This is a genomic window from Escherichia sp. XD33 (assembly GCF_019375075.1).
Classification (GTDB): Bacteria; Pseudomonadota; Gammaproteobacteria; order Enterobacterales; family Enterobacteriaceae; genus Enterobacter; species Enterobacter flexneri_A.
Window position 1 is genome coordinate 50643 of record NZ_JAENDM010000016.1, and the last position, 26156, is coordinate 76798.

Genomic DNA, 26156 nt, shown 5'->3' on the forward strand with positions numbered 1-26156 from the left:
GATTTTCATCGCTTACCCTAAATCCGCCATCAACACTTTGGATTTACGCTGGTAGTTGTACAACTGCTTTTTGCTCTCGGGCAGTAAATCAATATCCACTGGGGTAAATCCACGTTCCTGGAACCAGTGAATACTGCGCGTGGTCAGCACAAACAATTTGCTTAAGCCGCTCTGCTTCGCCTGAGCGGCAATGCGTTCCAGCAGAACTTCACCCCTTGATGAACTGCGGTAATCCGGGTGAACTGCCACACAGGCCATTTCCCCAATCTTCTCTTCCGGGAACGGATAGAGCGCGGCGCAGGCAATAGTCGTGTTATCGCGCTGAATAATGGTGAATTTGTCGATTTCCATCTCCAGCTGCTCGCGAGAACGGCGTACCAGAATACCTTGCTGCTCCAGTGGGCGAATCAACTCCAGAATACCGCCAATATCGTTGATTGTTGCGCGACGAATCTGCTCGGCGCTTTCCATCACAATCTGCGTACCGATACCGTCGCGTGAGAACAACTCTTGCAACAGCGCGCCATCTTCCTGATAACTGATTAAATGACAGCGACGCACGCCGCTGCGGCAGGCTTTCACTGCGCCACGCAAAAAGCGCACCGTACCGGAGTTGTAATCGCCTTTCTCTTCCTGGGCTTCTACCCGCGCTTGCGCTTCGTTAGGGAAAAGTTCGGAGACAATATCACCGTCGTCATTAGTGACGCCCTGGGAAGAGCAAAAACCAATCATCTTTTCAGCTTTCAGTTTGATGGCCAGTTGAGTGGCAATCTCTTCCGAGGTCAGGTTAAAGCTCTCGCCAGTGACTGAAACAGCGACCGGCCCCATTAGCACTATTGCACCGCTGTCCAGTTGACGATGGATCGCGTCTTCATCAATCCGCCGGATACGCCCGCTATGGCAGTAATCCACGCCGTCATCGACGCCCAGCGGCTGGGCAATAATAAAATTGCCACTGACGACGTTGATATGCGCGCCCTGCAGCGGCGTGTTATTGAGACTCATCGACAGGCGAGCAGTAATATCCAGTTGCAATGTTCCCGCAGCCTGCTTCACCAGTTCCAGTGTTTTGGCGTCGGTCACACGTATATTCTTGTGATACAGCGGTTCGTGGTGATGCGCAGCCAGATTTGCGTCGATCTGCGGACGTGCGCCATAGACCACCACCAGACGGATGCCGAGGCTGTGCAACAACCCGATATCATTAACGATACTGGAGAAATTCTCATGCTCAATGGCTTCACCGCCGAGCATGATGACAAACGTTTTTCCCCGGTGGGTATTGATATAGGGAACCGAATGGCGGAATCCCTCGACCAACTCGGTTTTACGTTCCTTTACCACGGCACACCTCTTTGCATGATTATTCGAAATTAGTGTATTTTTATTCTGTTTTTTCGCAGGGTGCAAGTGTAAATTTTATGCGAGAGCGACTTTTTTATCAGTAATGCCGTGAATATAAAAAGAATGTTTACCGTTTATTAGATGACAGATTATGCGTCTTTCGCTAAAGTTTCCGGTCAAATTAGTCGTTTACTTGTTACACAGCTTAGATTTCTTTTGCTCGGGAGAGGCATGTCAGGATCCAACACTGCAATCAGCCGTCGTCGTTTACTGCAAGGCGCGGGTGCCATGTGGCTATTGAGCGTAAGTCAGGTCAGTCTGGCTGCGGTCAGCCAGGTCGTGGCGGTGCGCGTCTGGCCTGCGTCCAGCTACACCCGCGTGACGGTGGAATCAAATCGTCAGCTGAAATATAAGCAGTTCGCGTTGAGTAACCCTGAACGCGTGGTGGTGGATATCGAAGATGTAAACCTGAACTCGGTACTCAAGGGGATGGCGGCACAAATTCGTGCAGACGACCCGTTCATCAAGTCGGCGCGCGTCGGGCAATTTGACCCGCAAACCGTACGGATGGTTTTTGAATTAAAGCAAAACGTAAAACCGCAGCTGTTTGCCCTTGCGCCGGTCGCCGGGTTTAAAGAGCGTCTGGTGATGGACCTCTATCCGGCCAATGCACAGGATATGCAGGACCCGCTGCTGGCGCTGCTGGAGGATTACAACAAAGGCGACCTCGAAAAGCAGGTGCCGCCAGCGCAAAGTGGTCCACAACCGGGTAAAGCAGGGCGCGATCGTCCGATTGTCATTATGCTTGACCCTGGCCACGGTGGCGAAGACTCCGGTGCGGTGGGGAAATACAAAACGCGCGAAAAAGATGTGGTATTGCAAATAGCTCGCCGTTTGCGCTCTCTGATCGAGAAAGAGGGCAATATGAAGGTGTACATGACGCGCAATGAAGACATCTTCATTCCATTGCAAGTGCGCGTAGCAAAAGCCCAGAAACAGCGTGCTGACCTGTTTGTCTCTATCCATGCCGACGCCTTTACCAGTCGTCAGCCGAGCGGTTCCTCTGTGTTTGCGCTCTCAACCAAAGGTGCAACCAGTACTGCGGCAAAATATCTGGCACAAACCCAGAACGCCTCGGACTTGATTGGTGGCGTGAGCAAAAGCGGTGACCGCTATGTCGACCACACCATGTTCGATATGGTACAGTCGCTGACCATTGCCGACAGCCTGAAGTTTGGTAAAGCGGTACTGAATAAGCTCGGTAAAATCAACAAGCTGCATAAAAATCAAGTTGAACAGGCCGGGTTTGCCGTACTAAAGGCACCAGATATTCCCTCCATTCTGGTCGAAACGGCGTTTATCAGTAACGTTGAGGAAGAGCGTAAACTGAAAACGGCGACTTTCCAGCAGGAAGTTGCGGAGTCTATTCTTGCGGGGATTAAAGCGTATTTTGCCGATGGGGCGACGCTGGCGAGAAGGGGATGATAAAAAGGCGCTGAATGGCGCTTTTTTATGGGAGACCAGAAACAAAAAAACACCCGTTAGGGTGTTCAATAATTGGTTGCGGGGGCCGGATTTGAACCGACGACCTTCGGGTTATGAGCCCGACGAGCTACCAGGCTGCTCCACCCCGCGTCACCGTACTGCTTTTACTTCATCAAATTTGATTGGTTGCGGGGGCCGGATTTGAACCGACGACCTTCGGGTTATGAGCCCGACGAGCTACCAGGCTGCTCCACCCCGCGTCACCGTACTGCTTTACTTCATCAAATTTTAATTGGTTGCGGGGGCCGGATTTGAACCGACGACCTTCGGGTTATGAGCCCGACGAGCTACCAGGCTGCTCCACCCCGCGTCCGTGGATGCGCACTATACTCCGCTCGCGTTTTCATGCAACCTTTTTTTTACCCCGATCACGGATTTGGCATGATTTTGAACAAAAACAAATCACTAAAGCCTATTTTTTGTGCAACATTTGCGTCAGGGAGAGGCTGCTCATTTCATTAAACGCGGCGGTTTGTTATCTTCGTTGCGCCTTATTTTTTAACCTGAAGAAGAGAACAATGAAAGGACGTTGGGTAAAGTACCTTCTTATGGGCACGGTTGTGGCAATGCTTGCCGCCTGCTCTTCCAAACCAACCGATCGCGGACAGCAATATAAAGACGGGAAATTTACCCAGCCTTTCTCTCTGGTGAACCAGCCAGATGCCGTTGGCGCGCCGATTAACGCCGGTGATTTTGCCGAGCAAATTAACCATATCCGTAATTCGTCACCGCGTCTGTATGGCAACCAGAGTAATGTTTATAACGCGGTGCAAGAGTGGCTGCGCGCAGGCGGTGATACCCGCAATATGCGCCAGTTCGGCATTGATGCCTGGCAGATGGAAGGTGCCGACAACTATGGTAACGTGCAGTTTACAGGCTATTACACGCCGGTAATTCAGGCGCGCCATACCCGCCAGGGCGAGTTCCAGTATCCTATTTACCGTATGCCGCCAAAACGTGGTCGTCTGCCGTCTCGTGCGGAGATCTACGCGGGGGCATTGAGTGATAAATATATTCTCGCTTACAGTAACTCCCTGATGGATAACTTCATTATGGATGTGCAGGGTAGTGGGTATATCGACTTTGGTGATGGCAGTCCGCTTAACTTTTTCAGCTATGCAGGGAAAAACGGTCATGCCTATCGCAGCATCGGTAAGGTGTTGATCGACCGTGGCGAAGTGAAAAAAGAAGATATGTCGATGCAGGCGATTCGTCACTGGGGCGAAACACACAGTGAAGCGGAGGTTCGCGAGCTGCTGGAACAGAACCCGTCTTTCGTTTTCTTTAAACCGCAATCTTTTGCACCGGTGAAAGGGGCAAGTGCGGTGCCGCTGGTTGGTCGCGCGTCAGTTGCCTCTGATCGTTCCATTATTCCGCCAGGTACTACCTTGCTGGCAGAAGTGCCGTTGCTGGATAATAACGGCAAATTTAATGGTCAGTACGAACTGCGTCTGATGGTGGCGCTGGATGTCGGTGGTGCAATCAAAGGCCAACACTTCGATATCTATCAAGGGATCGGGCCGGAAGCCGGACACCGCGCAGGTTGGTACAACCACTATGGACGTGTCTGGGTGCTGAAAACCGCCCCGGGCGCAGGTAACGTCTTTAGCGGCTGATGTGATATTCTGTATGCCGTTTTTACGGATATGACAGGGTGAGGGGTAACCTCACATCCTGATTATTGACTAAGTGCGCGTTGTTCATGCCGGATGCGGCGTGAACGCCTTATCCGGCCTACAAATCATGCAAATCCAAAATATTGCAGGAGTTATGTAGGCCTGATAAGCGTAGCGCATCAGGCATTTATGCGTTTAGGGTGAGGGATAACCTCGCCCTTTTTAATTCTGAGGTGCTATGTCTGTGGTAATTAGTGATGCATGGCGTCAGCGTTTTGGTGGCACAGCGCGTCTGTATGGTGAAAAAGCGTTGCAACTGTTTGCTGACGCGCATATTTGTGTGGTTGGTATCGGTGGTGTCGGTTCCTGGGCGGCGGAAGCGCTGGCGCGCACGGGGATTGGCGCAATCACGCTTATCGATATGGATGATGTGTGCGTCACCAATACCAATCGGCAAATTCATGCCCTGCGCGATAACGTTGGGCTGGCAAAAGCGGAAGTTATGGCGGAGCGTATTCGCCAGATTAACCCGGAGTGCCGTGTAACGGTGGTGGATGATTTCGTGACGCCGGATAACGTAGCGCAGTATATGAGCGTGGGTTATTCGTACGTGATTGATGCCATTGATAGTGTACGGCCCAAAGCGGCGCTGATTGCTTATTGTCGGCGCAATAAAATCCCACTGGTCACAACCGGTGGCGCGGGTGGGCAGATTGAACCGACGCAGATTCAGGTTACCGATCTGGCGAAAACGATTCAGGACCCGCTGGCGGCGAAGTTGCGCGAGCGCCTGAAAAGCGATTTTGGCGTAGTGAAAAACAGTAAAGGTAAGCTCGGCGTGGATTGCGTGTTTTCTACTGAAGCGCTGGTGTACCCGCAGTCAGACGGTACGGTGTGTGCGATGAAAGCCACGGCAGAAGGGCCGAAGCGGATGGATTGTGCATCTGGATTTGGCGCGGCAACGATGGTGACCGCCACCTTTGGGTTTGTTGCGGTTTCTCATGCGCTGAAGAAGATGATGGCGAAAGCGGCGCGTCAGGGTTAAACAATCAGGTCGGATGAGACGCGAACGTCTTATCCGACCCGGTTCTGTGCTTAAACCTGCTTCGTCGCAGCGATAATCGCCTCGCTTAACGCATTTAACCCCTGGCTGCGTGAGGCGCTAAGCTGCGCACGTAATCCCAGCTCATCAAACAATGCCAGTGGTGACTGTGCCTGCAACTCGGCGGCGGTTTTCCCCTCAACGGCAGTCAACAACACCGCCAGCAGGCCGCGCACAATGCGCCCTTCGCTGTCGCCAAAGAAATGCATTTTGCCGTTTTCAGCCACTGTATATCCCAGCCAGACGCGGTTTTCGCATCCGGCAATCTCTTTAGCCTGCGCTTTTAACTCGTCTGGCAATGCCGGAAGCTGTTTCCCCAGCATGATCAACTGGCGATATTTATCTTCCCATTGCGTCAACGGTGCGAAGGTATTGCGTAACGTTTCTGCGGTTACGGTTGTGCCGAACGGATGTCCGGCGAATTGCGGGTTTGTCATTAATCCACCAATAATTCCAGCGCGCGGTCAACGGCATTCACCAGCGCATCCACATCACTCTTTGTATTATATGGCGCAAAAGAGGCGCGCAGTGTGCCGGTTACGCCTAATTCTGCCAGTAGCGGCTGAGCGCAATGCTGCCCGGCCCGCAGGGCAATACCGTACTCCGCCAGCAGCGTCACCATATCGCTATGATGAACGCCAGCAAAATCAAAGGCCAGCAGGCTGGAATCCTGGCAGCGGAATGAACGAAAGCCGGGACGTTTCGCCAGCGCATCTTCCGCCAGCGTTGCTAAGCTACGGCTCCAGCTTTCGGCCTGGTTGATATCGTAATCTGCCAGCCATTCCAGCGCCGCGCTTAATCCTATGACACCAGCGACATTTGGCGTTCCAGCTTCCAGTTTCCACGGCGCAGATTGAGTCGTGAAGCCGTCAAAACTCACTTCGTGAACCATTTTGCCGCCGCCCAGCCAGGGCGACATCGCCTCCAGCAGTTCTGATTTACCATACAGCACGCCGATACCTGTCGGGCCATACAGTTTGTGACCTGAAAAAGCATAGAAATCAATATCCAGTTGCTGAACATCCGCGGGGAAATGCACTGCCCCCTGAGCACCATCAACCATCACCACCATCCCGGCTGAATGAGCAAAGGTAATCGCTCGCGCCAGATCCGGGCAACCGCCAGTAACGTTCGACATCTGACCCAACGCCAGAATCCGACTACGGGGAGTAATCAGTTCTGGCAACAAATCGACATCCGGCAGTCGCTGCGCATTAAGCGGCAATTTCACCACTTTGGCTCCAGTTTGTTGGGCGACCATCAGCCAGGGGACGAGGTTGGCGTGGTGTTCTGCCACGCTGACAATAATCTCATCGCCCGGTTGCAGACGCGGACGCGCATAGCATTGTGCCACCATGTTGATGGATTCAGTGGTGCCGCGCGTCCAGACGATAGTTTTATCATCCGGTGCATTCAGTAATTGCGCCACTTTCTCTCGTGCAGCTTCATAACGCGCGGTCAGGCGTTGGGCTTCGGCAAACTGGCTGCGATGGACGTTTCCGGCGCTCAGACTGTAAAACTGTTGGGTGGCTTCAACCACGGCTTCAGGTTTAAGCGCGGTCGCGGCGCTGTCGAGATAGACGCCCGCATCCTGTAGTGCGGGAAACTGGGCGCGAAACTGCGCGGGATTAAAAACGTTCATGGTACTCCTCGGCTTGATGCACCGATCGTGACGCAAAATTCACTTTGATACAAGGAGAGTGCTAACCATCAGAATTATCTGGATATCCTGGCGAAGCCGCGTCAGTAACATATGCTGAATAGTGTTAGGCGTTAATTTTAGCCTGTTAATCAATACTATTAAGATTTATTAATCGCTTTAAGGAGAAGATGATGAAAAAGACTGCCGCAATTATTTCTGCCTGTATGCTGACTTTTGCCCTGAGCGCCTGTTCCGGTTCGAACTATGTGATGCACACCAATGACGGACGTACCATCGTCTCTGACGGCAAACCACAGACTGATAACGATACCGGTATGATTTCGTATAAAGACGCTAATGGCAACAAACAGCAGATCAACCGTACTGACGTGAAAGAGATGGTCGAACTGGATCAGTAATTCGCGATCGCAAGGTAAAAAAAAGCACCGCAATTAGGCGGTGCTACATTAATCACTATGGACAGACAGGGTAAATGTACAGGAAGTGAAAAAAGGTAGCTTTGCTACCATGGTCTGAATCGCAGACCAATTGCAAACACAACAACACAACATCACAACCGTAAGCCAAAAGTTCACCAGAACACGCATTCCGATAAAACTTTTCGTTCCGGCTCAGGAAGTGCCGCCACTATAGGTATTTGCTGGTAGAAGCTCAACGGACAATTTATAATGGCTCAGATTAAAAAAACTAATAGGTTACACAGTGTGATCTAATTGTTAAATTCATTTAACATCAAAGTTTAAAAGCCATGTCTAAACGATTACCACCGCTAAATGCCTTACGAGTTTTTGATGCTGCAGCACGCCATTTAAGTTTCACTCGCGCAGCAGAAGAGCTTTTTGTGACCCAGGCCGCAGTAAGTCATCAAATCAAGTCTCTTGAGGATTTTTTGGGGCTAAAACTGTTCCGCCGCCGTAATCGTTCACTCCTGCTGACCGAGGAAGGGCAAAGCTATTTCCTCGATATCAAAGAGATATTTTCGCAATTAACCGAAGCGACGCGTAAACTCCAGGCCCGTAGCGCCAAGGGGGCGTTGACGGTCAGTTTACTCCCCAGTTTCGCCATTCATTGGTTGGTTCCGCGACTTTCCAGCTTTAATTCAGCTTATCCGGGAATTGACGTTCGAATCCAGGCGGTTGATCGTCAGGAAGATAAGCTGGCGGATGATGTTGATGTGGCGATATTTTATGGTCGGGGCAACTGGCCGGGGCTACGGGTGGAAAAACTGTACGCCGAATATTTATTGCCGGTGTGTTCGCCGCTACTGCTGACTGGCGAAAAACCCTTGAAGACCCCGGAAGATCTGGCTAAACATACGTTATTACATGATGCGTCGCGCCGTGACTGGCAGACATATACCCGACAGTTGGGGTTAAATCATATCAACGTTCAGCAAGGGCCAATTTTTAGCCATAGCGCCATGGTGCTGCAAGCGGCTATCCACGGGCAGGGAGTGGCGCTGGCAAATAACGTGATGGCGCAATCTGAAATCGAGGCCGGACGTCTTGTTTGCCCGTTTAATGATGTTCTGGTCAGTAAAAACGCTTTTTATCTGGTTTGTCATGACAGCCAGGCAGAACTGGGTAAAATAGCCGCCTTTCGTCAATGGATCCTGGCGAAAGCCGCTGCTGAACAAGAAAAATTCCGCTTTCGTTATGAACAATAATTTACGTAGGGTACGACCATGACCAGCCGTTTTATGCTGATTTTCGCCGCCATTAGCGGCTTCATTTTTGTGGCTCTGGGCGCTTTTGGCGCGCATGTGTTAAGTAAAACCATGGGGGCCGTTGAGATGGGCTGGATCCAGACCGGTCTCGAATACCAGGCGTTTCATACGCTGGCGATCTTAGGTCTGGCGGTGGCAATGCAGCGTCGCATCAGTATCTGGTTTTACTGGAGTAGCGTTTTCCTCGCGTTAGGCACGGTGCTGTTCAGCGGCAGCCTTTATTGCCTGGCACTGTCCCATCTGCGTTTGTGGGCGTTTGTCACTCCGGTTGGCGGCGTGAGCTTCCTTGCGGGCTGGGCGTTAATGTTAGTTGGTGCTATCCGTTTAAAGCGCAAGGGCGTAAGTCATGAATAAGGTTGTATTGCTGTGCCGTCCGGGGTTTGAAAAAGAGTGCGCCGCAGAAATTACCGATAAAGCCGGCCAGCGGGAAATTTTCGGTTTTGCCCGCGTGAAAGAGAATGCGGGTTATGTCATTTATGAATGTTATCAACCTGATGATGGCGATAAGTTAATCCGTGAGCTGCCGTTCAGTTCATTAATTTTTGCCCGCCAGTGGTTTGTGGTGGGGGAACTCCTGCAGCATTTGCCGCCAGAAGATCGTATTACCCCCATTGTCGGCATGTTACAGGGTGTAGTAGAGAAGGGCGGTGAACTGCGTGTTGAAGTTGCCGATACCAACGAAAGCAAAGAGTTGCTGAAATTCTGCCGTAAATTCACCGTGCCGCTACGCGCTGCCTTGCGCGATGCTGGGGTGCTGGCGAACTATGAAACGCCGAAGCGTCCGGTTGTGCATGTATTCTTTATTGCACCAGGCTGCTGCTATACCGGTTACTCATACAGCAACAATAATTCGCCGTTCTATATGGGCATTCCGCGCCTGAAATTTCCGGCAGATGCGCCGAGTCGTTCCACACTCAAACTGGAAGAGGCATTTCATGTGTTTATTCCTGCGGATGAGTGGGATGAACGCCTGGCGAACGGGATGTGGGCGGTGGATTTAGGCGCTTGCCCTGGCGGCTGGACCTACCAACTGGTGAAGCGCAACATGTGGGTTTATTCCGTCGACAACGGCCCGATGGCGCAAAGTCTGATGGATACCGGACAGGTGACGTGGCTGCGGGAAGACGGTTTCAAATTCCGTCCGACGCGCAGCAATATCTCCTGGATGGTATGCGATATGGTTGAAAAACCGGCGAAAGTTGCGGCATTGATGGCGCAGTGGCTGGTTAATGGCTGGTGTCGTGAAACCATTTTCAACCTCAAACTGCCGATGAAAAAACGCTACGAAGAAGTGTCACACAATCTGGCGTATATTCAGGCACAGCTTGATGAACATGGCATAAATGCTCAGATTCAGGCGCGGCAGTTGTATCACGATCGCGAAGAAGTGACGGTGCACGTCCGCCGCATCTGGGCTGCGGTGGGTGGTCGTCGCGACGAGCGATAACAGGCAAGGCCGGGGCGTCGTCTCCGGCCTGCTACCCTTTCCGTCAGGCTATTACCAAAGAAGTTGCAACCTGGCGCTCATCAGAAATAATGTGCGTTACCTCATCCAGATGCCCGATGCGGGCTTCCCCTGAACGATTAAATTTACTTTTATCAATCAATAACAACGATTGCGCGGCACGTTTTAATAGCATCGATTTGTAATCAGCGTTGATGGCATTGGAGTCCCACAGTGCGCCGCTGCTATCGATCCCTTCACAAGAAAAAATAAACAGATCGATTTCCAGCGATTTAAGTTGGGAAATCAGCGAGGGATTGACGTAACAGCCATATTTGCGCTCAAGTGTGCCGCCGGAACTGATCAGTTGAATGCGTTCGCGTTTACCGAGTTCATGGCAAATCGGATGGCTATTGGTGAAGACCTGAATGTTGATGTCAGGCAACTGGCGTGCCAGATACCAGCAAGTTGAACTGGCGTCTAAGGCTATCACCATCCCTTCTTCAATCCACGCGAGCGCCTCGCGCGCGATATCTGCTTTATGCGCATAATGGCTTTTCAGCCTGATGTGAAAGGGATCGCCACTGTCTTGATTTTGACGGTGGATATATTTAGCGCGTCCATGATTGCGCAGAATTTTACCCTGCGTCTGTAATTCATTGAGATCGCGACGAATGGTTTCTTTACTGACCTTTAGCTGTTCAGAGAGAGCTTCCGTGGTCAGGCTGGTATGGTTCAGCAGCAGGTCGACTATCGCTTGCTGGCGTGCCGCTTTCATATTTTTCACCCCATCATTCGATAACCGCCCGCGTCATGCGGGCGTACCGGTATGAGATTACGGTGTTACCCCTTTTTTTAAAAGAATATTCCCGTACTTCGCTCGTTCGCCTGTGATAACGATCGCAAAGGCTTTTTGCGCCCGTTCATAAAACGCAAAACGATTGATGCGGATGATGTCAGGACACGGGGCTTGTAGTGAAAGCGCATTACGGTAACGTCGTTCTACTTCAGGATCGAGAGTGTCACCTTCTACCGCTGCCATCATCACCAGCGGCGGTGCGTAACTGTCCAGTTCAAATAACGGGATAATCGCCTGGAGCAAGTCGCTCACCAACAGGCCATCAGCGCGGATCACCTGCGGTCCCATCGAATGGGCGGGAAAGTGAGCATCGGAAAAAATAATTTCATCTCCATGTCCCATCTCTGCCAGCACTTTCAATAGTTCGGGAGAAATTAACGGCGAAATTGTTTTCAGCATTTCACACTTCCTCTATAAATTCAGGTTCAGTTTGCGGGTAGAAATAACGGTACTGATAATGAATCTGTGCACGGGCTTCTTCCGGGCTGTTAAATTCCCCTACGCCATACCAACCGAACAGCGCAGCTCCTGCGACGGTCGTTTCGGCATCGTCGAGAACTTTTACCGGAATATCAAGCATATTGGCTTTAATCTGATTCCACAATGTGTTGCGACTTCCTCCGCCGACTAACAATAATTCAGAGGCTTTAAAGTGCCCGATTTTTTCCAGCATCTGTAGATTGCGCTGTAATTGCGCAGTTAACCCTTCCAGCGCCGCGCGATAGAAATGCCCCCGCGTAGTATTAAGCGTCACTCCTTGCCAGCCAGCGTTCTGACACGACAATAAATCACACTGCATTTTCACGCCATCCGCGCCAGGCGCGATCAGACGAGCCTCTTCAATCAACATTTGCCAGGGTGTTTCAGCCGTCCAGAACAGTTTTCTCACCCATTCCAGCACGCCGGATGCCAGCCATTGCATACCTGGGTTATACAACCCTGCCTGGCTATCCAGTTCGCAGGTGGAACCGGCGTACTGACTTAACAGCGAAGTATCAACCTGGGCGCTGCGAACCATTAAAATTTCCCATGTACCGGAGGAGAGCACGGGTTCATTTTGTTCGGCACCTGCGCCAAAAAGGGCGAACTGGGTATCGTGACCTGCGGAAATCACCGGTATGCCAACGGGTAAGCCGAGCATTGCTGCGGCGCTGTTCTGTAGCGTACCAATCTGTTCACCCGCTTCCACCAGACGAGGGAAGAGTCGGCGTGGAATACCGGTGGCTTGTAAAATTTGCGGACTGAAATCGCGTTGCTGGATATCCAGCATCTGGCTGGTTCCGGCCATCGTGATATCAGTAGTGAATTCGCCGGTTAAACGGTGGTTAATCAGCGACGAAATGAAGAGCCAGGCGTGCGCGCGTTCCAGCAGTTGTGGATGATTTTCTTTCAACCACACCAACTTATATAACGTATTGAAACTAAAGGCTCCGACGCCAGAAATAGCCTGCAACCGCTGTGCGGAGATCAACTGTTCAATATTGTCCATAACCGCTGCTGTTCGCGGACATTTCCAGCTAATGATCGGATAGAGCAGATTGCCTTGCTTATCTACCAGAGCGCCATCCACACCAAAGGTGGTGACGGCGATACCGCGGATGTGGCATTCAGTCAGTTCACTATTGATTTGCCGACAGCAATCAGCAAAGCGTTGCAAAATGGCGTCTAAAGACCACTGGTGCCAGGTGTTGTTTTCCATCGCGATATCGCTGGCATTAGGCGTTGAGGCGCGGGCAACAATTTTGCCCTGCCGATTAACCGCGATGGCCCTGACATTGGTCGCGCCACAGTCGAGTACCAGGATAACTTCTTGTTTCATAATCGCTCCTGCAATATAGCCGGATAACATTGCTTATCCGGCTAACCACTCTTGCTTGTTCAGGCCCGGTAGCCGGAGCGACCGGGCATCACATCAGGGAGTAATGTATTAACGCTTGTACAACGGACCGTAGTTCTGGCAAGCGCGGTAATCCTGGCCTTCAATATCCATGCCGTGCGCAGCCCAGGCAGAAGGACGATACACTTTGGTCTCTTCAACGTTGTGCATACATACCGGGATACGCAGCATGGAGGCGAGAGTGATAAAGTCTGCGCCAACGTGGCCGATGGTCAGAACCCCATGGTTAGCGCCCCAGTTCGCCATTACCGAGTACACATCCGTAAACGGCCCTTTACCGGTGAGGCGCGGTGCAAACCAGGTGGTTGGCCAGGTTGAGTTGGTGCGTTTGTTGAGGATGTCATGCACATCCTTCGGCAATTCCACGCTCCAGCCTTCCGCGATTTGCAGTACCGGTCCCAGGCCTTTGATGATGTTGACACGAGTCATGGTGAACGGGACGCCGCCTTCGGTAAGGAAGCGGGAAGAGTAACCGCCGCCACGGAAGTATTCGTGGATCGCCGGGCACCATTCGGTAGCGGCGAGGCAAGCGTCAGCCTCTTGCTGAGAGATTTCCCAGTGTGGCTTCATCGTCGGGTTACCTTCGCTGTCGCGTTGTTTACAGGAACCGTCCAGCGCAGCAGAACCTGAGTTGATCAAATGGATGATGCCGTGTTCTGCCAGTCCATCGAGTTTATGCCCCGTTACACGCTCAATTGCTTCTGGTGACCAGTAGGTACGCACATCGGCAAATACCTGAGCGGTGCCGGTGAGCTGGTGACCCATTAGCATTGCCACGCCGTTAAGACTGTCGTTTTCGGTCGCCACGACAAAGGGTTCGCGCACGCCATTCCAGTCAAATGAACTGTTGAGGATCGCTTCGGCGGTGTCACCATTGGGATATTGATCGGTCCAGTGACGTTGCCCCTGGAAGCCCGCAGCGATGGCGTTGTAGCCAAGTGATTCTTCCACGCGACCAATATCGGCCAGTTTGCTGTTGCCTTGCATCATGTCGCGGATACACATCGCCATCAGTAAACTTTCGCGCAGAACTGCGCGGCTTTGCTCGGCATTACGTTGATACTGTTTGTTATTTTCATCTTCGCCATAGCGGAAGTTTTTATCAGCCCAGGCCAGCGCCATTTCCAGTTCGGCTTCGTCGTAAATCTGCTGATCGATACGGCGACGCAGTTCGGTCATATCCACCGCCTGGACTTTCATTCCCAGCCAGGATTCAAAGAAGTTGTGATCAACAATAGAACCGGCGATACCCATCGAAACGCCGCCCAGCGACAGATAGCTTTTACCTTTCATGCTGGCGACGGCCAAACCGGCGCGGGCAAAGCGCAGCAGTTTTTCTTCAACATCGGCAGGAATCGATGTGTCATCGGCATCCTGAACGTCATGACCGTAAATGGAGAATGCCGGGATGCCTTTCTGGCTGTGAGCTGCCAGAGCCGCTGCCAGGTAAACAGCGCCGGGACGTTCAGTGCCGTTAAAGCCCCAAATGGCTTTCGGGCGGGTTGGATCCATGTCGATGGTTTCACTGCCATAGCACCAGCAAGGCGTTACCGTAATGGTGAGGCCTACATTCTGACTGCTGAATTTTTCTTCGCAAGCAGCGGCTTCAGCCATACCCGCGATACAGGTATCGGAAATGACACACTCGACGGCAGCTCCGCAGGCATGGCGCAGTTTCTCGGTCAGCAGTGCGGCCGTAGCTTTCGCCATATTCATTGTTTGTTCTTCAAGCGACTCACGAACACCCATGCGACGACCGTCAATAACCGGGCGGATACCAATTTTCGGTAAGCTGATTTTTTTCATTACAGATTCCTCACTTTATTCGGAAAATATGTTCAGTTAGTTGCCGTTTGAGAACGGAAACGGGCAAAGATAAAGATGACCGCGAAGCAGAGTGCGGGGATCAGTTCAGCAGTGGGGATGTTGCCCGCCGCGTCACTGACAAAACCCATGACCGGAGTGACAATACCGCCGCCAATAATGGTCATAACGATGAAGGACGAACCATATTTGGTGTCCTGGCCGAGATTCTTAATGCCCAGCGAGAAGATTGTTGGGTACTGAATCGACATAAAGGCGCTGCATAAAGTCAGGGCTATTAAGCCCACATGACCGCCAGCGAAGGCTGAGATCAGGCACAGTGCCATAGCGATTAATGCGTAGGCGGCCAGGACTTTGTGTGGTGCGAAGCGACTGATGAGCCAGGTACCGGTGAAACGACCAATAAAGAAGCACACCATGGTTCCGGTTAAATAGTTAGCGGCAAAGCCTGCAGTCATACCTGGAATTTCTTCTACAGCGTAGCGAATCAAATAGCTCCAGCAGGCCGTTTGTGCGCCGACATAGCAGAATTGCGCTAATACCGCCCAGCGCCAGTGGCGAATACGCGCCAGGCGAGAAAGCGATGCGGAGAACGATCCTTGTTTGGCGTCACTGTGATTATCACTCTGCAATGCCGGGAATTTCGTCAGCATGATCAGCAGGGCGACCAGTAACACGATAGCCACGATGATCATATAAGGTGTCTGTACCGATAATACCAGGCTGTGTTTATACGCACTCAATTGCTCTGGAGACATTTTATCGAGAACGTCTTGCGATTGATGTGGCACGTTAGACAAAATAAGACTTTGCCCAAAGACAACCGCGATAATTGCGCCAAACGAGTTAAATGTTTGCGCAAGATTTAAGCGGAAGTGACCACTACTTTCCGGCCCTAATACCGTAACAAAAGGGTTTGCGGCAGTTTCCAGACAACCTAATCCGGCTGCAATAATAAATAGGCCAACTAAAAATAAGGTGTAGTTCATTATTTCTGCGGCGGGCCAGAATAATGCAGCACCCAAGGCATATAAAAATAACCCGGTAATAATCCCTGCTTTATAACTGAGTTTTTTCATCAATATCCCAGCAGGGATTGGGATAATGAAATAACCAAAGTAAAAGGCCGATTGGATCAGGCCAGCCTGGAAATTTGTCAGCGTAAAAGCCTGCTGGAATTGAGGTAATAAAATGTCGTTAAGGTTATTGGCTACCGCCCAAAGAAAAAACAGTGAGCACAGCAGCGCGAATGGAATAATGTAACTTCTGCTTTGCCCTGCATCTTTATCTACCGCACGGTAACTCTGCGTTTGTATTGATGTGTTTCCCATAGCATCCTCTTAGGTTCAGAAGCTTAAGCACGTAATCGGTTATGTTTTCAAAAGTGCAAAACCAGCGAGTTCGGGCTTCATATCAGTGAATATTTGCCTGTCTGAAATGAACTCATGGATTCATTTTCAAATAAAAAACGCTCTGTAATATGACGGCGGTCACACTTATTAGCTAGAAGGTGACTTTATGTGACTACCATCACTTTAATAATCGAAATTTCATGCCCGTTTCAGAAAATAAATCATAAAAAACACAAATCAGATGACCGTATTAATTGTTTGTGCCGAAAACGGTCATTCCGGGCTTGGAGGAATAGAAAAATGACCGTTTTGATAAATATTTTTAAGAGCGGTCATTTTTAATGGGGTTATAAAAAGAGAACTTGCAGTTATTTACTGTGATTAGTTGAACCAGGTCACAAAATATAAGCTTGTGAATTTCTTTCTTGTTAATCAGGAAGAAGATGGTGGGTAATTAAACGGCTAATTCAATAGTGTGAAAGGAACAACATTATTGCCCTGTTTTGAATCAGAGAGAGGTAGCTAATGGAACGAAATAAACTTGCTCGTCAGATTATTGACACTTGCCTGGAAATGACCCGCCTGGGACTGAACCAGGGGACAGCGGGGAACGTCAGTGTACGTTATCAGGATGGGATGCTGATTACGCCTACAGGCATTCCATATGAAAAACTGACGGAGTCGCATATTGTCTTTATTGATGGCAACGGTAAACATGAGGAAGGAAAGCTCCCCTCAAGCGAATGGCGTTTCCATATGGCAGCCTATCAAAGCAGACCGGATGCCAACGCGGTTGTTCACAATCATGCCGTTCATTGCACGGCAGTTTCCATTCTTAACCGATCGATCCCCGCTATTCACTACATGATTGCGGCGGCTGGCGGTAATTCTATTCCTTGCGCGCCTTATGCGACCTTTGGAACACGCGAACTTTCTGAACATGTTGCGCTGGCTCTCAAAAATCGTAAGGCAACTTTGTTACAACATCATGGGCTTATCGCTTGTGAGGTGAATCTGGAAAAAGCGTTATGGCTGGCGCATGAAGTTGAAGTGCTGGCGCAACTTTACCTGACGACCCTGGCGATTACGGACCCGGTGCCAGTGCTGAGCGATGAAGAGATTGCCGTAGTGCTGGAGAAATTCAAAACCTATGGGTTACGAATTGAAGAGTAATTTCGTAAAGCAACAAGGAGAAGGATGATGGCTAACAGAATGATTCTGAACGAAACGGCATGGTTTGGTCGGGGTGCTGTTGGGGCTTTAACCGATGAGGTGAAACGCCGTGGTTATCAGAAGGCGCTGATCGTCACCGATAAAACGCTGGTGCAATGCGGCGTGGTGGCGAAAGTGACCGATAAGATGGATGCTGCAGGGCTGGCATGGGCGATTTACGACGGCGTAGTGCCCAACCCAACAATTACTGTCGTCAAAGAAGGGCTCGGTGTATTCCAGAATAGCGGCGCGGATTACCTGATCGCTATTGGTGGTGGTTCTCCACAGGATACTTGTAAAGCGATTGGCATTATCAGCAACAACCCGGAGTTTGCCGATGTGCGTAGCCTGGAAGGGCTTTCCCCGACCAATAAACCCAGTGTACCGATTCTGGCAATTCCTACCACAGCAGGTACTGCGGCAGAAGTGACCATTAACTACGTGATCACTGACGAAGAGAAACGGCGCAAGTTTGTTTGCGTTGATCCGCATGATATCCCGCAGGTGGCGTTTATTGACGCTGACATGATGGATGGTATGCCTCCAGCGCTGAAAGCTGCGACGGGTGTCGATGCGCTCACTCATGCTATTGAGGGGTATATTACCCGTGGCGCGTGGGCGCTAACCGATGCACTGCACATTAAAGCGATTGAAATCATTGCTGGGGCGCTGCGAGGATCGGTTGCTGGTGATAAGGATGCCGGAGAAGAAATGGCGCTCGGGCAGTATGTTGCGGGTATGGGCTTCTCGAATGTTGGGTTAGGGTTGGTGCATGGTATGGCGCATCCACTGGGCGCGTTTTATAACACTCCACACGGTGTTGCGAACGCCATCCTGTTACCGCATGTCATGCGTTATAACGCTGACTTTACCGGTGAGAAGTACCGCGATATCGCGCGCGTTATGGGCGTGAAAGTGGAAGGTATGAGCCTGGAAGAGGCGCGTAATGCCGCTGTTGAAGCGGTGTTTGCTCTCAACCGTGATGTCGGTATTCCGCCACATTTGCGTGATGTTGGTGTACGCAAGGAAGACATTCCGGCACTGGCGCAGGCGGCACTGGATGATGTTTGTACCGGTGGCAACCCGCGTGAAGCAACGCTTGAGGATATTGTAGAGCTTTACCATACCGCCTGGTAAATGCGCTGATGTGATAATGCCGGATACGACGTTTGCGGCGTATCCGGCTCGCCGTTACCGTACCAACCGCAATTGCTGTAAATTGCCGTCGATATGCAAATCGGTTTGTAAGCGGGCAATATCGCGGCACAGAAACGCCATCTCTTTATGGGTTTCTAATTTTTTGCGCCACTTTTCGGCAACCGCATCCAGATTCTCATATATCCCTTCCAGACTCTGAAACTCGACCAGCAGCTGCGTGGCGCTTTTTGGTCCGATTCCCGCAACACCCGGTACCTTTGAACTGCTGATCCCCGCAAGTCCCCAGTAATCGGGCAACTGCTGCGGTTGAACGCCAAATTCTTTATCGATAAATGGCGCATCCAGCCAACGTTTCTGGAAGTAATCACGAATACGTAATGTCGGTGAAAGTAACTGACAGTAGCCTTTATCTGTCGAAACAATCGTTGCCTGATGCCCGGCCTGTGTCACTTTGACCGCCAGCGTGGCGGCTAAGTCATCGGCTTCGTTGCCGCTGGTTGACCAGCACGGGACGCCGCGTTGCTCAAAGGCGGCGCGTAATGCAGGCATCTCGTCGTGCAACTCTTCCGGCATTGGCGGTCGACCCGCTTTGTAATCTGGTAAACGCTGATGACGCCAGCCGCTACTGCGGTTTTCATCATCAAAAACGGCGACCGCGTGGGTTGGCTGGCTGTGCATAATGAGCTGATCGAGCGCATGCTGGCAGGTTTCGACACAGGGCGACCCCTGAACGGCATGAATGCGACGAATAAGATTCAGTGCATCGACAATAAGCAAATGAACAGCCACGATAACCCCCTTAAAGATCAGGCGATAAGGGTAACATTCGATGCCGGAACAGGCTACGGCTGGATGAGAAATCGGGAAGAGGCCTCGCAAAACGAGGCCTCTGGAGAGCGATTAATCGCAGGCAACGATCTTCATTGCCAGGCCGCCGCGAGAGGTTTCGCGGTACTTGGCGTTCATATCTTTACCTGTTTCGTACATGGTTTCGATAACTTTATCGAGGCAGACGCGCGGCTCGCTGGTACGGCGCAGCGCCATACGTGCGGCGTTCACCGCTTTTACTGCCGCAATGGCGTTACGCTCGATGCATGGCACCTGTACCTGTCCGGCGACCGGGTCACACGTCAGACCGAGGTTGTGCTCCATGGCGATTTCCGCCGCGATGCACACCTGCGCCGGGCTTGCACCTAACAGCTCTGCCAGACCAGCCGCCGCCATTGAGCACGCCACACCAACTTCACCCTGGCAGCCGACTTCAGCACCAGAAATTGACGCGTTCATCTTATAAAGAGAACCAATGGCACTGGCTACCAGCAGGTAACGAGCCAGTGAGTTAGCGTTCACTTCGCGGATAAACTTGTCGTAGTACGCCAGCACTGCCGGGATAATCCCGCACGCACCGTTAGTCGGCGCAGTCACCACGCGTCCGCCAGCAGCGTTCTCTTCGTTCACTGCCAGTGCAAACATGTTGATCCAGTCAACAACCGCCATCGGGTCAGTGGTGGTTTTATCCTGGCTGACCAGCATCCGGCGTAGTGCCGCAGCACGGCGTGGAACGCGCAGTTTGCCAGGCAACACGCCTTCGGTGGAAATACCGCGCTCAATACCGCCACGCATGACTTCCCATACGTTCGCCAGGTGCTGTTCCAGCTCTTCTTTGCTGTGCAGCGCCAGCTCATTTTTCATCATCAGGCCAGAGAGTGACAGCCCGGTTTCCTGACAATGTTTTTGCAGATCGGCTGCTGAACTGTACGGATAAGGAACTTCAACCGGTGCGCTATTCTGCTGGCCAAAATGCTCTTCATCAACGATAAAGCCACCGCCAATAGAGTAGTAAGTCTGGCTGTAAACGACTTTATCGCCCGCCAGCGCGGTAATGCGCATACCGTTTTCATGCAGAGAAAGGTTGTCTGCATGGAAGTTCATGCACTGATCAACCGGGAACTCCACTTCATGCTGACCGTTTGCCAGCATCAGGCGACCATGAGTATTCACATCCTGAATAAAACCAGGGATGGAATCGATATCCACGGTATCCGGCAGGTTACCCGCCAGGCCCATAATAATGGCGATATCAGTGTGGTGGCCTTTACCGGTCAGAGAGAGCGAGCCGTACACGTCAACCACCACGCGGGTCACGTCTTTAAGCAGATTATGGGCAATCAGATCGTCGGTAAATTGTTTACCCGCTTTCATTGGTCCAACGGTATGAGAACTGGAAGGGCCAATGCCGATTTTGAAAATATCGAATACGCTAATCATAGGAAATACATCGCGTTAAAACGGAGGAAGCGCCGCCCGAAAGCGGCGCGAAAGGACTTAGCTGAACAGAGAGTAGAAGATTGCGGAGATTGCAATCAGACCCATCACGACAACGAATACGTTGCTGATGTGACCGCTGTACTTACGCATTGCCGGTACTTTCTGAATTGCGTACATCGGCATCAGGAACAGGATCATCGCGATGATTGGGCCGCCCAGGGTTTCAATCATACCCAGGATGCTCGGGTTCAGGGTGGCAACAATCCAGGTCGTTACCAGCATGAACAGCGCAGTGATACGGTTCAGCTTGTTGATTTCGATAGACTTACCTTTACCACGCAGAGATTTAATCACCATACCGTTGAAGCCTTCACGTGCGCCCAGGTAGTGGCCGAGGAAGGATTTGGTGATAGCGATAATCGCGATAATCGGAGCCATCCACGCGATAACCGGTGCGTTAAAGTGGTTAGCCAGGTAAGACAGAATCGAGATGTTCTGCTCTTTAGCCGCAGCCAGGTCTGCCGGAGTCAGGCTCAGTACGCAGCTGAAGACGAAGAACATTACGGTCAGCACCATCATGATGTGTGCGAATGCAAGGATCTTCGAGCATTTCTGTTCTGCCATATCGCCGTACTCTTCACGCTTCGCAACGGCGAAAGAAGAGATGATCGGAGAGTGGTTGAACGAGAACACCATTACCGGAATTGCCAGCCACAGGGTCATCCACAGACCGTTCCCGGTTGCAGATGCAGTGTCCAGAGACAGCGTTTCCAGTGCTGCGCCGTTCCACTGCGGGATCAGGTACAGAGCCAGCAGCATCAGTACGCCAACAAACGGGAATACCAGAATACTCATCGCTTTAACGATCATCTGCTCACCGAAGCGAACGATGGTCATCATACCCACGATCAGGATCAGCGACAGAATCGCACGCGGCGGTGGTGTCATACCCAGCTGGTGAGACATGAAGCTTTCAACTGTATTGGTGATTGCTACGCTATAAACCAGCAGGATCGGGTAGATAGCGAAGAAATAGAGCAGGGTAATCAGTTTACCTGCGCCAATACCAAAGTGTTCTTCTACAACCTCGGTGATGTCTTCGCCCGGGTTTTTACCAGACAGTACGAAGCGAGTCAGGCCGCGGTGAGCAAAAAACGTCATCGGGAACGCAAGGATAGCCATGATGATCAGCGGGATCATACCGCCAACACCGGCGTTGATTGGCAGGAACAGCACGCCCGCGCCGATTGCCGTGCCGTAAAGGCCCAGCATCCACATGGTGTCTGTCTTGCGCCAGGCACTACGAGAGTCTTTCGACGCAATCGTGCTGGTTTGAGTCGTTTCCATCTATTTCTCCTGGAGGAATGCAAATAATTCAGCTTTTAGCCAGTTCAGCCCGGGAAGGTGCCTGACCGTAAAAATGAAATCTGTCTATCGGCGATGGCTTAATCATTTACCGCCGTAATAATTTGAGGGCGGAAAGATACACACAAGTTATGTATCTATCAGTGATCTTGATCCCAAATACAATAATCTACTTGGAAGATAGATTATCCCAACGCTTTACTCTGTAAATCAAAAGTAAAAGAGAATTTAAGGGCAATATTTGCCCATTAAACGACATCTGACTTCTTCCGGGGCGCGCAATATATGTAGGTTGAACTGAAAAAATCAATACTTTTAGTTAATCATGGCGATAATTTCTTTTTCATAGCGATAAAATACGGTTTATGAAAATAGGGAAACGTTTGCGTTGCAACATAAATTGTATGACATATTAACTGTGATGATATTTGTCGCGTGAGGGTGGTAAGAAACATTCATATAACAAATGAAATGAGTTGATGAGTAAGTGACCAAAAACGAGAAAACCCGGCAACAAACGTCACCGGGGGAGCGGAGATTACGTGCAGATTTCGTAGCAAGGGATGTAGGCTGAGCCTGGCAGCTTCATACGATGCTGGGCAACAAAACCCTGTAGCAGGTCGTCCATACGACGCATAATCTCTTTATCGCCGTTGATTTTGTAAGGACCAAACTCTTCAATGGCGCGAATACCGACTTCTTTTACGTTACCCGCCACAATACCGGAGAACGCACGGCGCAGGTCGGCAGCCAGCACTTCAACAGGTTGATCCGGGTAAAGCTTCAGATTAGCCATATTCTCGTGAGACGGCTCAAACGGCATTTGCAAATCTGGCGCAATGCGCATTGACCAGTTAAAGCTGTAGGCATCGCCTGTATCACGGCGATTTTCTTTCACCAGCGGCATCGATTTTTTCATCTGACGAGCGACTTCAGCGGCGTCATCAATGATGATGCGGTAATGGCGGCGCGCGTTTTCACCCAGCGTATGCACGACAAACTCGTCCAGTACGCGGAAGTAGTCGGCGCTCTCTTTCGGGCCGGTGAGGATCAATGGTAAAACCTGATCTTTGTTGGCCGGGTTCATTAAAATTCCCAGCAAATACAGCAACTCTTCTGCCGTACCCACACCGCCAGGGAAGATAATGATGCCGTGAGCGATACGGACAAACGCTTCCAGACGTTTTTCGATATCCGGCATGATGATCAATTCGTTGACCAGCGGGTTAGGCGGTTCAGCGGCGATAATCGACGGCTCTGTCATACCAATAAAACGACTGTCTTTGTAACGCTGCTGCGCGTGTCCGACCGCAGCACCTTTCATCGGCGCTTCCATCGCTCCCGGACCACAGCCGGTGCAGATATTCAGCTCACGCAGGCCCAGCTGGTTTCCGACGCGACGGGCATACAAATACTCGTTTTCGTTAATTGAGTGACCGCCCCAGCAGACCACCATATTTGGCGCTTCACCCACATGCAGCGCGCGAGCGTTACGCAAGATGGAAAAGACCAGGTTAGTGATGTGGACGGAGTTGTCGAGATTCAGGTTGGGAAAACGAACGGTGTTATGGATTTGCCCGTAAACGAAGAGAATGTCACGCAGGACCGCGAACAAGTTGGCCTGCAAAGCGCGAATAATTCGCCCATCGACAAAAGCCTCTTCCGGGGGATTAATCAGTTCCAGCTTTACGCCGCGTTCACGGCGCAAGACGTTAATATCGAAATTTTCAAAACGAGACAGCAATTCTTTGCTGTTATCGGTCAAACTACCGGAGTTCAGTACGGCAAGTGAACAGTTGCGAAACAGTTGATAGAGGTCGCTGCTGGCGGTGCGTTTAAGCATATCCACTTCCAGCTGCGACAACATATCCATGGAGCCAAGCGGGCTAATATGTGTAATCAAGAAAAACTCCTTATGGGACGAATATCGTCATTCCCTTTGATTACAATAGCCCTGCCTGATGACCTTTCACAACCTTCTGCGTGAATCCAGCACGCAAAATTGAGAAAAAATTTATTGCCGAACCAGTCTTGTGGTCGATGGGACAAAATCGCTATTACTGCGCCACGGGTTAATGTCCAGACCGCCACGACGGGTATAACGTGCGTAAACGCTCAATTTTTCTGGCTGGCAGAAGCGTAACAGGTCATTAAAGATGCGTTCCACGCACTGTTCGTGGAACTCGTTGTGATGACGGAATGAGACCAGGTAACGCAGCAGTTTTTCTCTGTCAATTTGGCGTCCACGATACTGAATTTGGAGCGAACCCCAATCTGGTTGATGGGTGATCAGGCAGTTTGATTTCAGCAGGTGGCTGACAAGCGTCTCTTCCACTACTTTTTCACCACAGGTGGCATTCTCCAGATAGTCAGTAGTGAATTCATAGTTATCGATAGTGATATCCTGGTCATCAATGCAAGTGCCATTAAAATGACCTATCGGCTGGCCTTCCAGTTCATCAAGACGATATAACGCCACGCTAATCTTACCCTGAGCGCAAGTGCTTAAGTCGCGCTCCAGCGTCTGGCGCACCTCATCCCAGTTATTAAAACGCGTCTGGTTAAAACTGTTGAGATAGAGCTTAAAACTCTTCGACTCAATCAGATTTACGCTGGTGTAATCAAGTTCAACATGACCGACAGCGACCTGCGGCAAACCTTTCGCATTCAGCCAGGAAAGTTCATACAGCGTCCAGATATCCGTACCGTGAAAAGGCAGGTTATCCGCTTTCAGACCCAGCGGGTCGCGATTCAGGCTGCGTGGAACGCCTTGCAGTAGGCTGGCGTCATAGGTATCCCGGTAATCGGTTGATTTTCCAAGAGTCAGGCCCGCAAGTGCCTGATGGTTTGCATAAGAAGACATGTTTCACCGTCATAAACCAGATAAACTAAACGACAAGTGTATCTGGTTTAAGTGAAGAGAGAAATTAGTGGACGATTTGACCGCACAAGCCCTGAAAGATTTTACTGCACGCTACTGCGATGCGTGGCATGAAGAGCATAAAAGCTGGCCGTTAAGTGAGGAACTGTACGGTGTTCCTTCACCGTGCATTATTTCAACTACCGAAGATGCCGTATACTGGCAACCCCAGCCGTTTACCGGGGAACAAAATGTAAACGCGGTTGAACGCGCTTTTGATATTGTGATACAATCCACAATTCATACCTTTTATACGACTCAGTTTGCCGGGGATATGCACGCGCAGTTTGGCGATATCAAACTGACATTGCTGCAAACCTGGAGTGAAGACGACTTCCGTCGGGTGCAGGAAAATCTGATTGGTCATCTGGTGACTCAGAAAAGGCTAAAACTGTCGCCCACGCTATTTATCGCGACGCTGGAAGAAGAGTTAGAGGTCATCTCGGTGTGTAATCTCTCCGGTGAAGTGTGCAAAGAGACGCTGGGAACACGTAAACGGACGCATTTAGCCTCAAATCTTGCGGAATTCCTTAATCAACTTAAGCCTCTTCTGTAATCCAAATACCCCATCTGGTTGTGAGAGATCTCTTACAGACTCTGTAGGAGATCGCCAGGAAATAAGCGAATACTTAAAAAGATAAGAATCGTTATTTTCATTTAAAATCAAAATGTTGATTGTTAATTCTTAACTTTCATATGAAATTTTCCTTAAGGCATTGTCTGTAAGCGCCTTGTAAGACTTCGCGAAAAAGACGATTCTATCTTCGTCGACAGGGAGTCAGACAACGAAGTGAACATCAGGATGATGACTCTTCTGCAGGACACACCAGGATGGTGTTTCAGGGAAAGGCTTCTGGATGA

Annotated in this window: 23 protein-coding genes and 3 tRNA genes; 10 read left to right on the forward strand and 16 right to left on the reverse strand. The window is 50.7% G+C overall.

Features of this window, described 5'->3' with window-relative positions; all coding sequences use genetic code 11:
- Positions 1-12: 12 nt before the first annotated feature.
- On the reverse strand, positions 13-1344 hold the full coding sequence (gene argA / locus K0778_RS11715; RefSeq protein ID WP_000237947.1) for an amino-acid N-acetyltransferase: 1332 nt from the start codon (positions 1342-1344) through the stop codon (positions 13-15).
- A 231-nt stretch (positions 1345-1575) separates the two neighbouring features.
- Here argA and amiC point away from each other — a divergent pair, with 231 nt between their 5' ends.
- Positions 1576-2829, forward strand: a complete 1254-nt coding sequence (gene amiC, locus K0778_RS11720) for an N-acetylmuramoyl-L-alanine amidase AmiC (RefSeq protein WP_000016907.1) — start codon at positions 1576-1578, stop codon at positions 2827-2829.
- Positions 2830-2902: 73 nt separating this feature from the next.
- Here the strand turns inward: amiC and K0778_RS11725 are convergent.
- The 3 genes from K0778_RS11725 to K0778_RS11735 all read right to left on the reverse strand — a co-directional run bounded on the left by K0778_RS11725 (position 2903) and on the right by K0778_RS11735 (position 3199).
- Positions 2903-2979 (reverse strand) — tRNA-Met (locus K0778_RS11725).
- 33 nt (positions 2980-3012) lie between these two features.
- Positions 3013-3089: transfer RNA gene (locus K0778_RS11730), tRNA-Met, on the reverse strand.
- Between the two features lie 33 nt (positions 3090-3122).
- Positions 3123-3199 (reverse strand) — tRNA-Met (locus tag K0778_RS11735).
- Positions 3200-3407: 208 nt separating this feature from the next.
- Between K0778_RS11735 and mltA the strand changes: the two genes are divergently transcribed.
- Together mltA and tcdA are read left to right on the forward strand one after the other, a co-directional pair.
- Positions 3408-4505, forward strand: coding sequence for a murein transglycosylase A (gene mltA, locus K0778_RS11740; RefSeq protein ID WP_000678646.1), 1098 nt, complete (start codon positions 3408-3410; stop codon positions 4503-4505).
- Between the two features lie 238 nt (positions 4506-4743).
- Positions 4744-5550 (forward strand): tRNA cyclic N6-threonylcarbamoyladenosine(37) synthase TcdA, encoded by an 807-nt coding sequence (gene tcdA / locus K0778_RS11745; RefSeq protein ID WP_001425990.1) that lies wholly within the window; start codon positions 4744-4746, stop codon positions 5548-5550.
- 50 nt (positions 5551-5600) lie between these two features.
- Here tcdA and csdE read toward each other — a convergent pair whose 3' ends face one another.
- Both csdE and csdA read right to left on the reverse strand, forming a co-directional pair.
- Positions 5601-6044 (reverse strand): cysteine desulfurase sulfur acceptor subunit CsdE, encoded by a 444-nt coding sequence (csdE, locus tag K0778_RS11750; protein WP_000184261.1) that lies wholly within the window; start codon positions 6042-6044, stop codon positions 5601-5603.
- Positions 6044-7249 carry a cysteine desulfurase CsdA gene (gene csdA, locus K0778_RS11755; RefSeq protein WP_001300698.1) on the reverse strand — a complete coding sequence of 402 codons (1206 nt, stop codon included), beginning with the start codon at positions 7247-7249 and terminating at the stop codon, positions 6044-6046. The genes csdE and csdA overlap by 1 nt, the downstream gene beginning before the upstream one ends.
- A gap of 191 nt (positions 7250-7440) precedes the next feature.
- Here csdA and K0778_RS11760 point away from each other — a divergent pair, with 191 nt between their 5' ends.
- The 4 genes from K0778_RS11760 to rlmM all read left to right on the forward strand — a co-directional run bounded on the left by K0778_RS11760 (position 7441) and on the right by rlmM (position 10443).
- Positions 7441-7668, forward strand: a complete 228-nt coding sequence (locus tag K0778_RS11760; RefSeq protein WP_000750398.1) for a YgdI/YgdR family lipoprotein — start codon at positions 7441-7443, stop codon at positions 7666-7668.
- A gap of 350 nt (positions 7669-8018) precedes the next feature.
- Positions 8019-8936: a glycine cleavage system transcriptional regulator GcvA gene (gcvA, locus tag K0778_RS11765; RefSeq protein ID WP_000044401.1), complete on the forward strand. Its 918-nt coding sequence runs from the start codon at positions 8019-8021 to the stop codon at positions 8934-8936.
- An 18-nt stretch (positions 8937-8954) separates the two neighbouring features.
- On the forward strand, positions 8955-9350 hold the full coding sequence (locus K0778_RS11770; RefSeq protein WP_000203905.1) for a DUF423 domain-containing protein: 396 nt from the start codon (positions 8955-8957) through the stop codon (positions 9348-9350).
- Complete coding sequence (gene rlmM / locus K0778_RS11775; RefSeq protein WP_001045520.1) at positions 9343-10443, forward strand: 23S rRNA (cytidine(2498)-2'-O)-methyltransferase RlmM; 1101 nt, start codon at positions 9343-9345, stop codon at positions 10441-10443. Before K0778_RS11770 ends, rlmM begins: the two co-directional genes overlap by 8 nt.
- 43 nt (positions 10444-10486) lie before the next feature.
- On the opposite strand, the gene fucR is transcribed toward rlmM, so the two are convergent.
- The 5 genes from fucR to fucP all read right to left on the reverse strand — a co-directional run bounded on the left by fucR (position 10487) and on the right by fucP (position 16351).
- Positions 10487-11218 (reverse strand): L-fucose operon activator, encoded by a 732-nt coding sequence (gene fucR / locus K0778_RS11780; RefSeq protein ID WP_000642343.1) that lies wholly within the window; start codon positions 11216-11218, stop codon positions 10487-10489.
- A 57-nt stretch (positions 11219-11275) separates the two neighbouring features.
- On the reverse strand, positions 11276-11698 hold the full coding sequence (gene fucU, locus K0778_RS11785; protein ID WP_000920840.1) for an L-fucose mutarotase: 423 nt from the start codon (positions 11696-11698) through the stop codon (positions 11276-11278).
- Between the two features lies 1 nt (position 11699).
- A complete protein-coding gene (gene fucK / locus K0778_RS11790; RefSeq protein ID WP_000808378.1) occupies positions 11700-13118 on the reverse strand; it encodes an L-fuculokinase in 1419 nt (472 codons plus the stop codon).
- A 108-nt stretch (positions 13119-13226) separates the two neighbouring features.
- Positions 13227-15002 (reverse strand): L-fucose isomerase, encoded by a 1776-nt coding sequence (fucI, locus tag K0778_RS11795; RefSeq protein ID WP_000724176.1) that lies wholly within the window; start codon positions 15000-15002, stop codon positions 13227-13229.
- Between the two features lie 32 nt (positions 15003-15034).
- Positions 15035-16351 (reverse strand): L-fucose:H+ symporter permease, encoded by a 1317-nt coding sequence (gene fucP, locus K0778_RS11800; protein WP_000528603.1) that lies wholly within the window; start codon positions 16349-16351, stop codon positions 15035-15037.
- A 546-nt stretch (positions 16352-16897) separates the two neighbouring features.
- Between fucP and fucA the strand changes: the two genes are divergently transcribed.
- Positions 16898-17545: an L-fuculose-phosphate aldolase gene (fucA, locus tag K0778_RS11805; protein WP_000440781.1), complete on the forward strand. Its 648-nt coding sequence runs from the start codon at positions 16898-16900 to the stop codon at positions 17543-17545.
- Positions 17546-17572: 27 nt separating this feature from the next.
- Positions 17573-18721, forward strand: a complete 1149-nt coding sequence (fucO, locus tag K0778_RS11810) for a lactaldehyde reductase (RefSeq protein WP_000013588.1) — start codon at positions 17573-17575, stop codon at positions 18719-18721.
- Between the two features lie 54 nt (positions 18722-18775).
- On the opposite strand, the gene xni is transcribed toward fucO, so the two are convergent.
- The 5 genes from xni to queF all read right to left on the reverse strand — a co-directional run bounded on the left by xni (position 18776) and on the right by queF (position 25238).
- Positions 18776-19531 carry a flap endonuclease Xni gene (xni, locus tag K0778_RS11815; RefSeq protein ID WP_000268232.1) on the reverse strand — a complete coding sequence of 252 codons (756 nt, stop codon included), beginning with the start codon at positions 19529-19531 and terminating at the stop codon, positions 18776-18778.
- Between the two features lie 111 nt (positions 19532-19642).
- Positions 19643-21010: an L-serine ammonia-lyase II gene (gene sdaB, locus K0778_RS11820; protein WP_000626368.1), complete on the reverse strand. Its 1368-nt coding sequence runs from the start codon at positions 21008-21010 to the stop codon at positions 19643-19645.
- Between the two features lie 57 nt (positions 21011-21067).
- A complete protein-coding gene (gene sdaC / locus K0778_RS11825) occupies positions 21068-22357 on the reverse strand; it encodes an HAAAP family serine/threonine permease SdaC (protein ID WP_000450476.1) in 1290 nt (429 codons plus the stop codon).
- Positions 22358-22913: 556 nt separating this feature from the next.
- Positions 22914-24278 (reverse strand): nucleotide 5'-monophosphate nucleosidase PpnN, encoded by a 1365-nt coding sequence (gene ppnN, locus K0778_RS11830; protein ID WP_000627995.1) that lies wholly within the window; start codon positions 24276-24278, stop codon positions 22914-22916.
- A gap of 111 nt (positions 24279-24389) precedes the next feature.
- Positions 24390-25238, reverse strand: coding sequence for an NADPH-dependent 7-cyano-7-deazaguanine reductase QueF (queF, locus tag K0778_RS11835; RefSeq protein WP_000100421.1), 849 nt, complete (start codon positions 25236-25238; stop codon positions 24390-24392).
- Between the two features lie 67 nt (positions 25239-25305).
- Here queF and syd point away from each other — a divergent pair, with 67 nt between their 5' ends.
- On the forward strand, positions 25306-25851 hold the full coding sequence (syd, locus tag K0778_RS11840) for a SecY-interacting protein (RefSeq protein ID WP_063084675.1): 546 nt from the start codon (positions 25306-25308) through the stop codon (positions 25849-25851).
- The last annotated feature ends 305 nt before the right edge of the window (positions 25852-26156 follow it).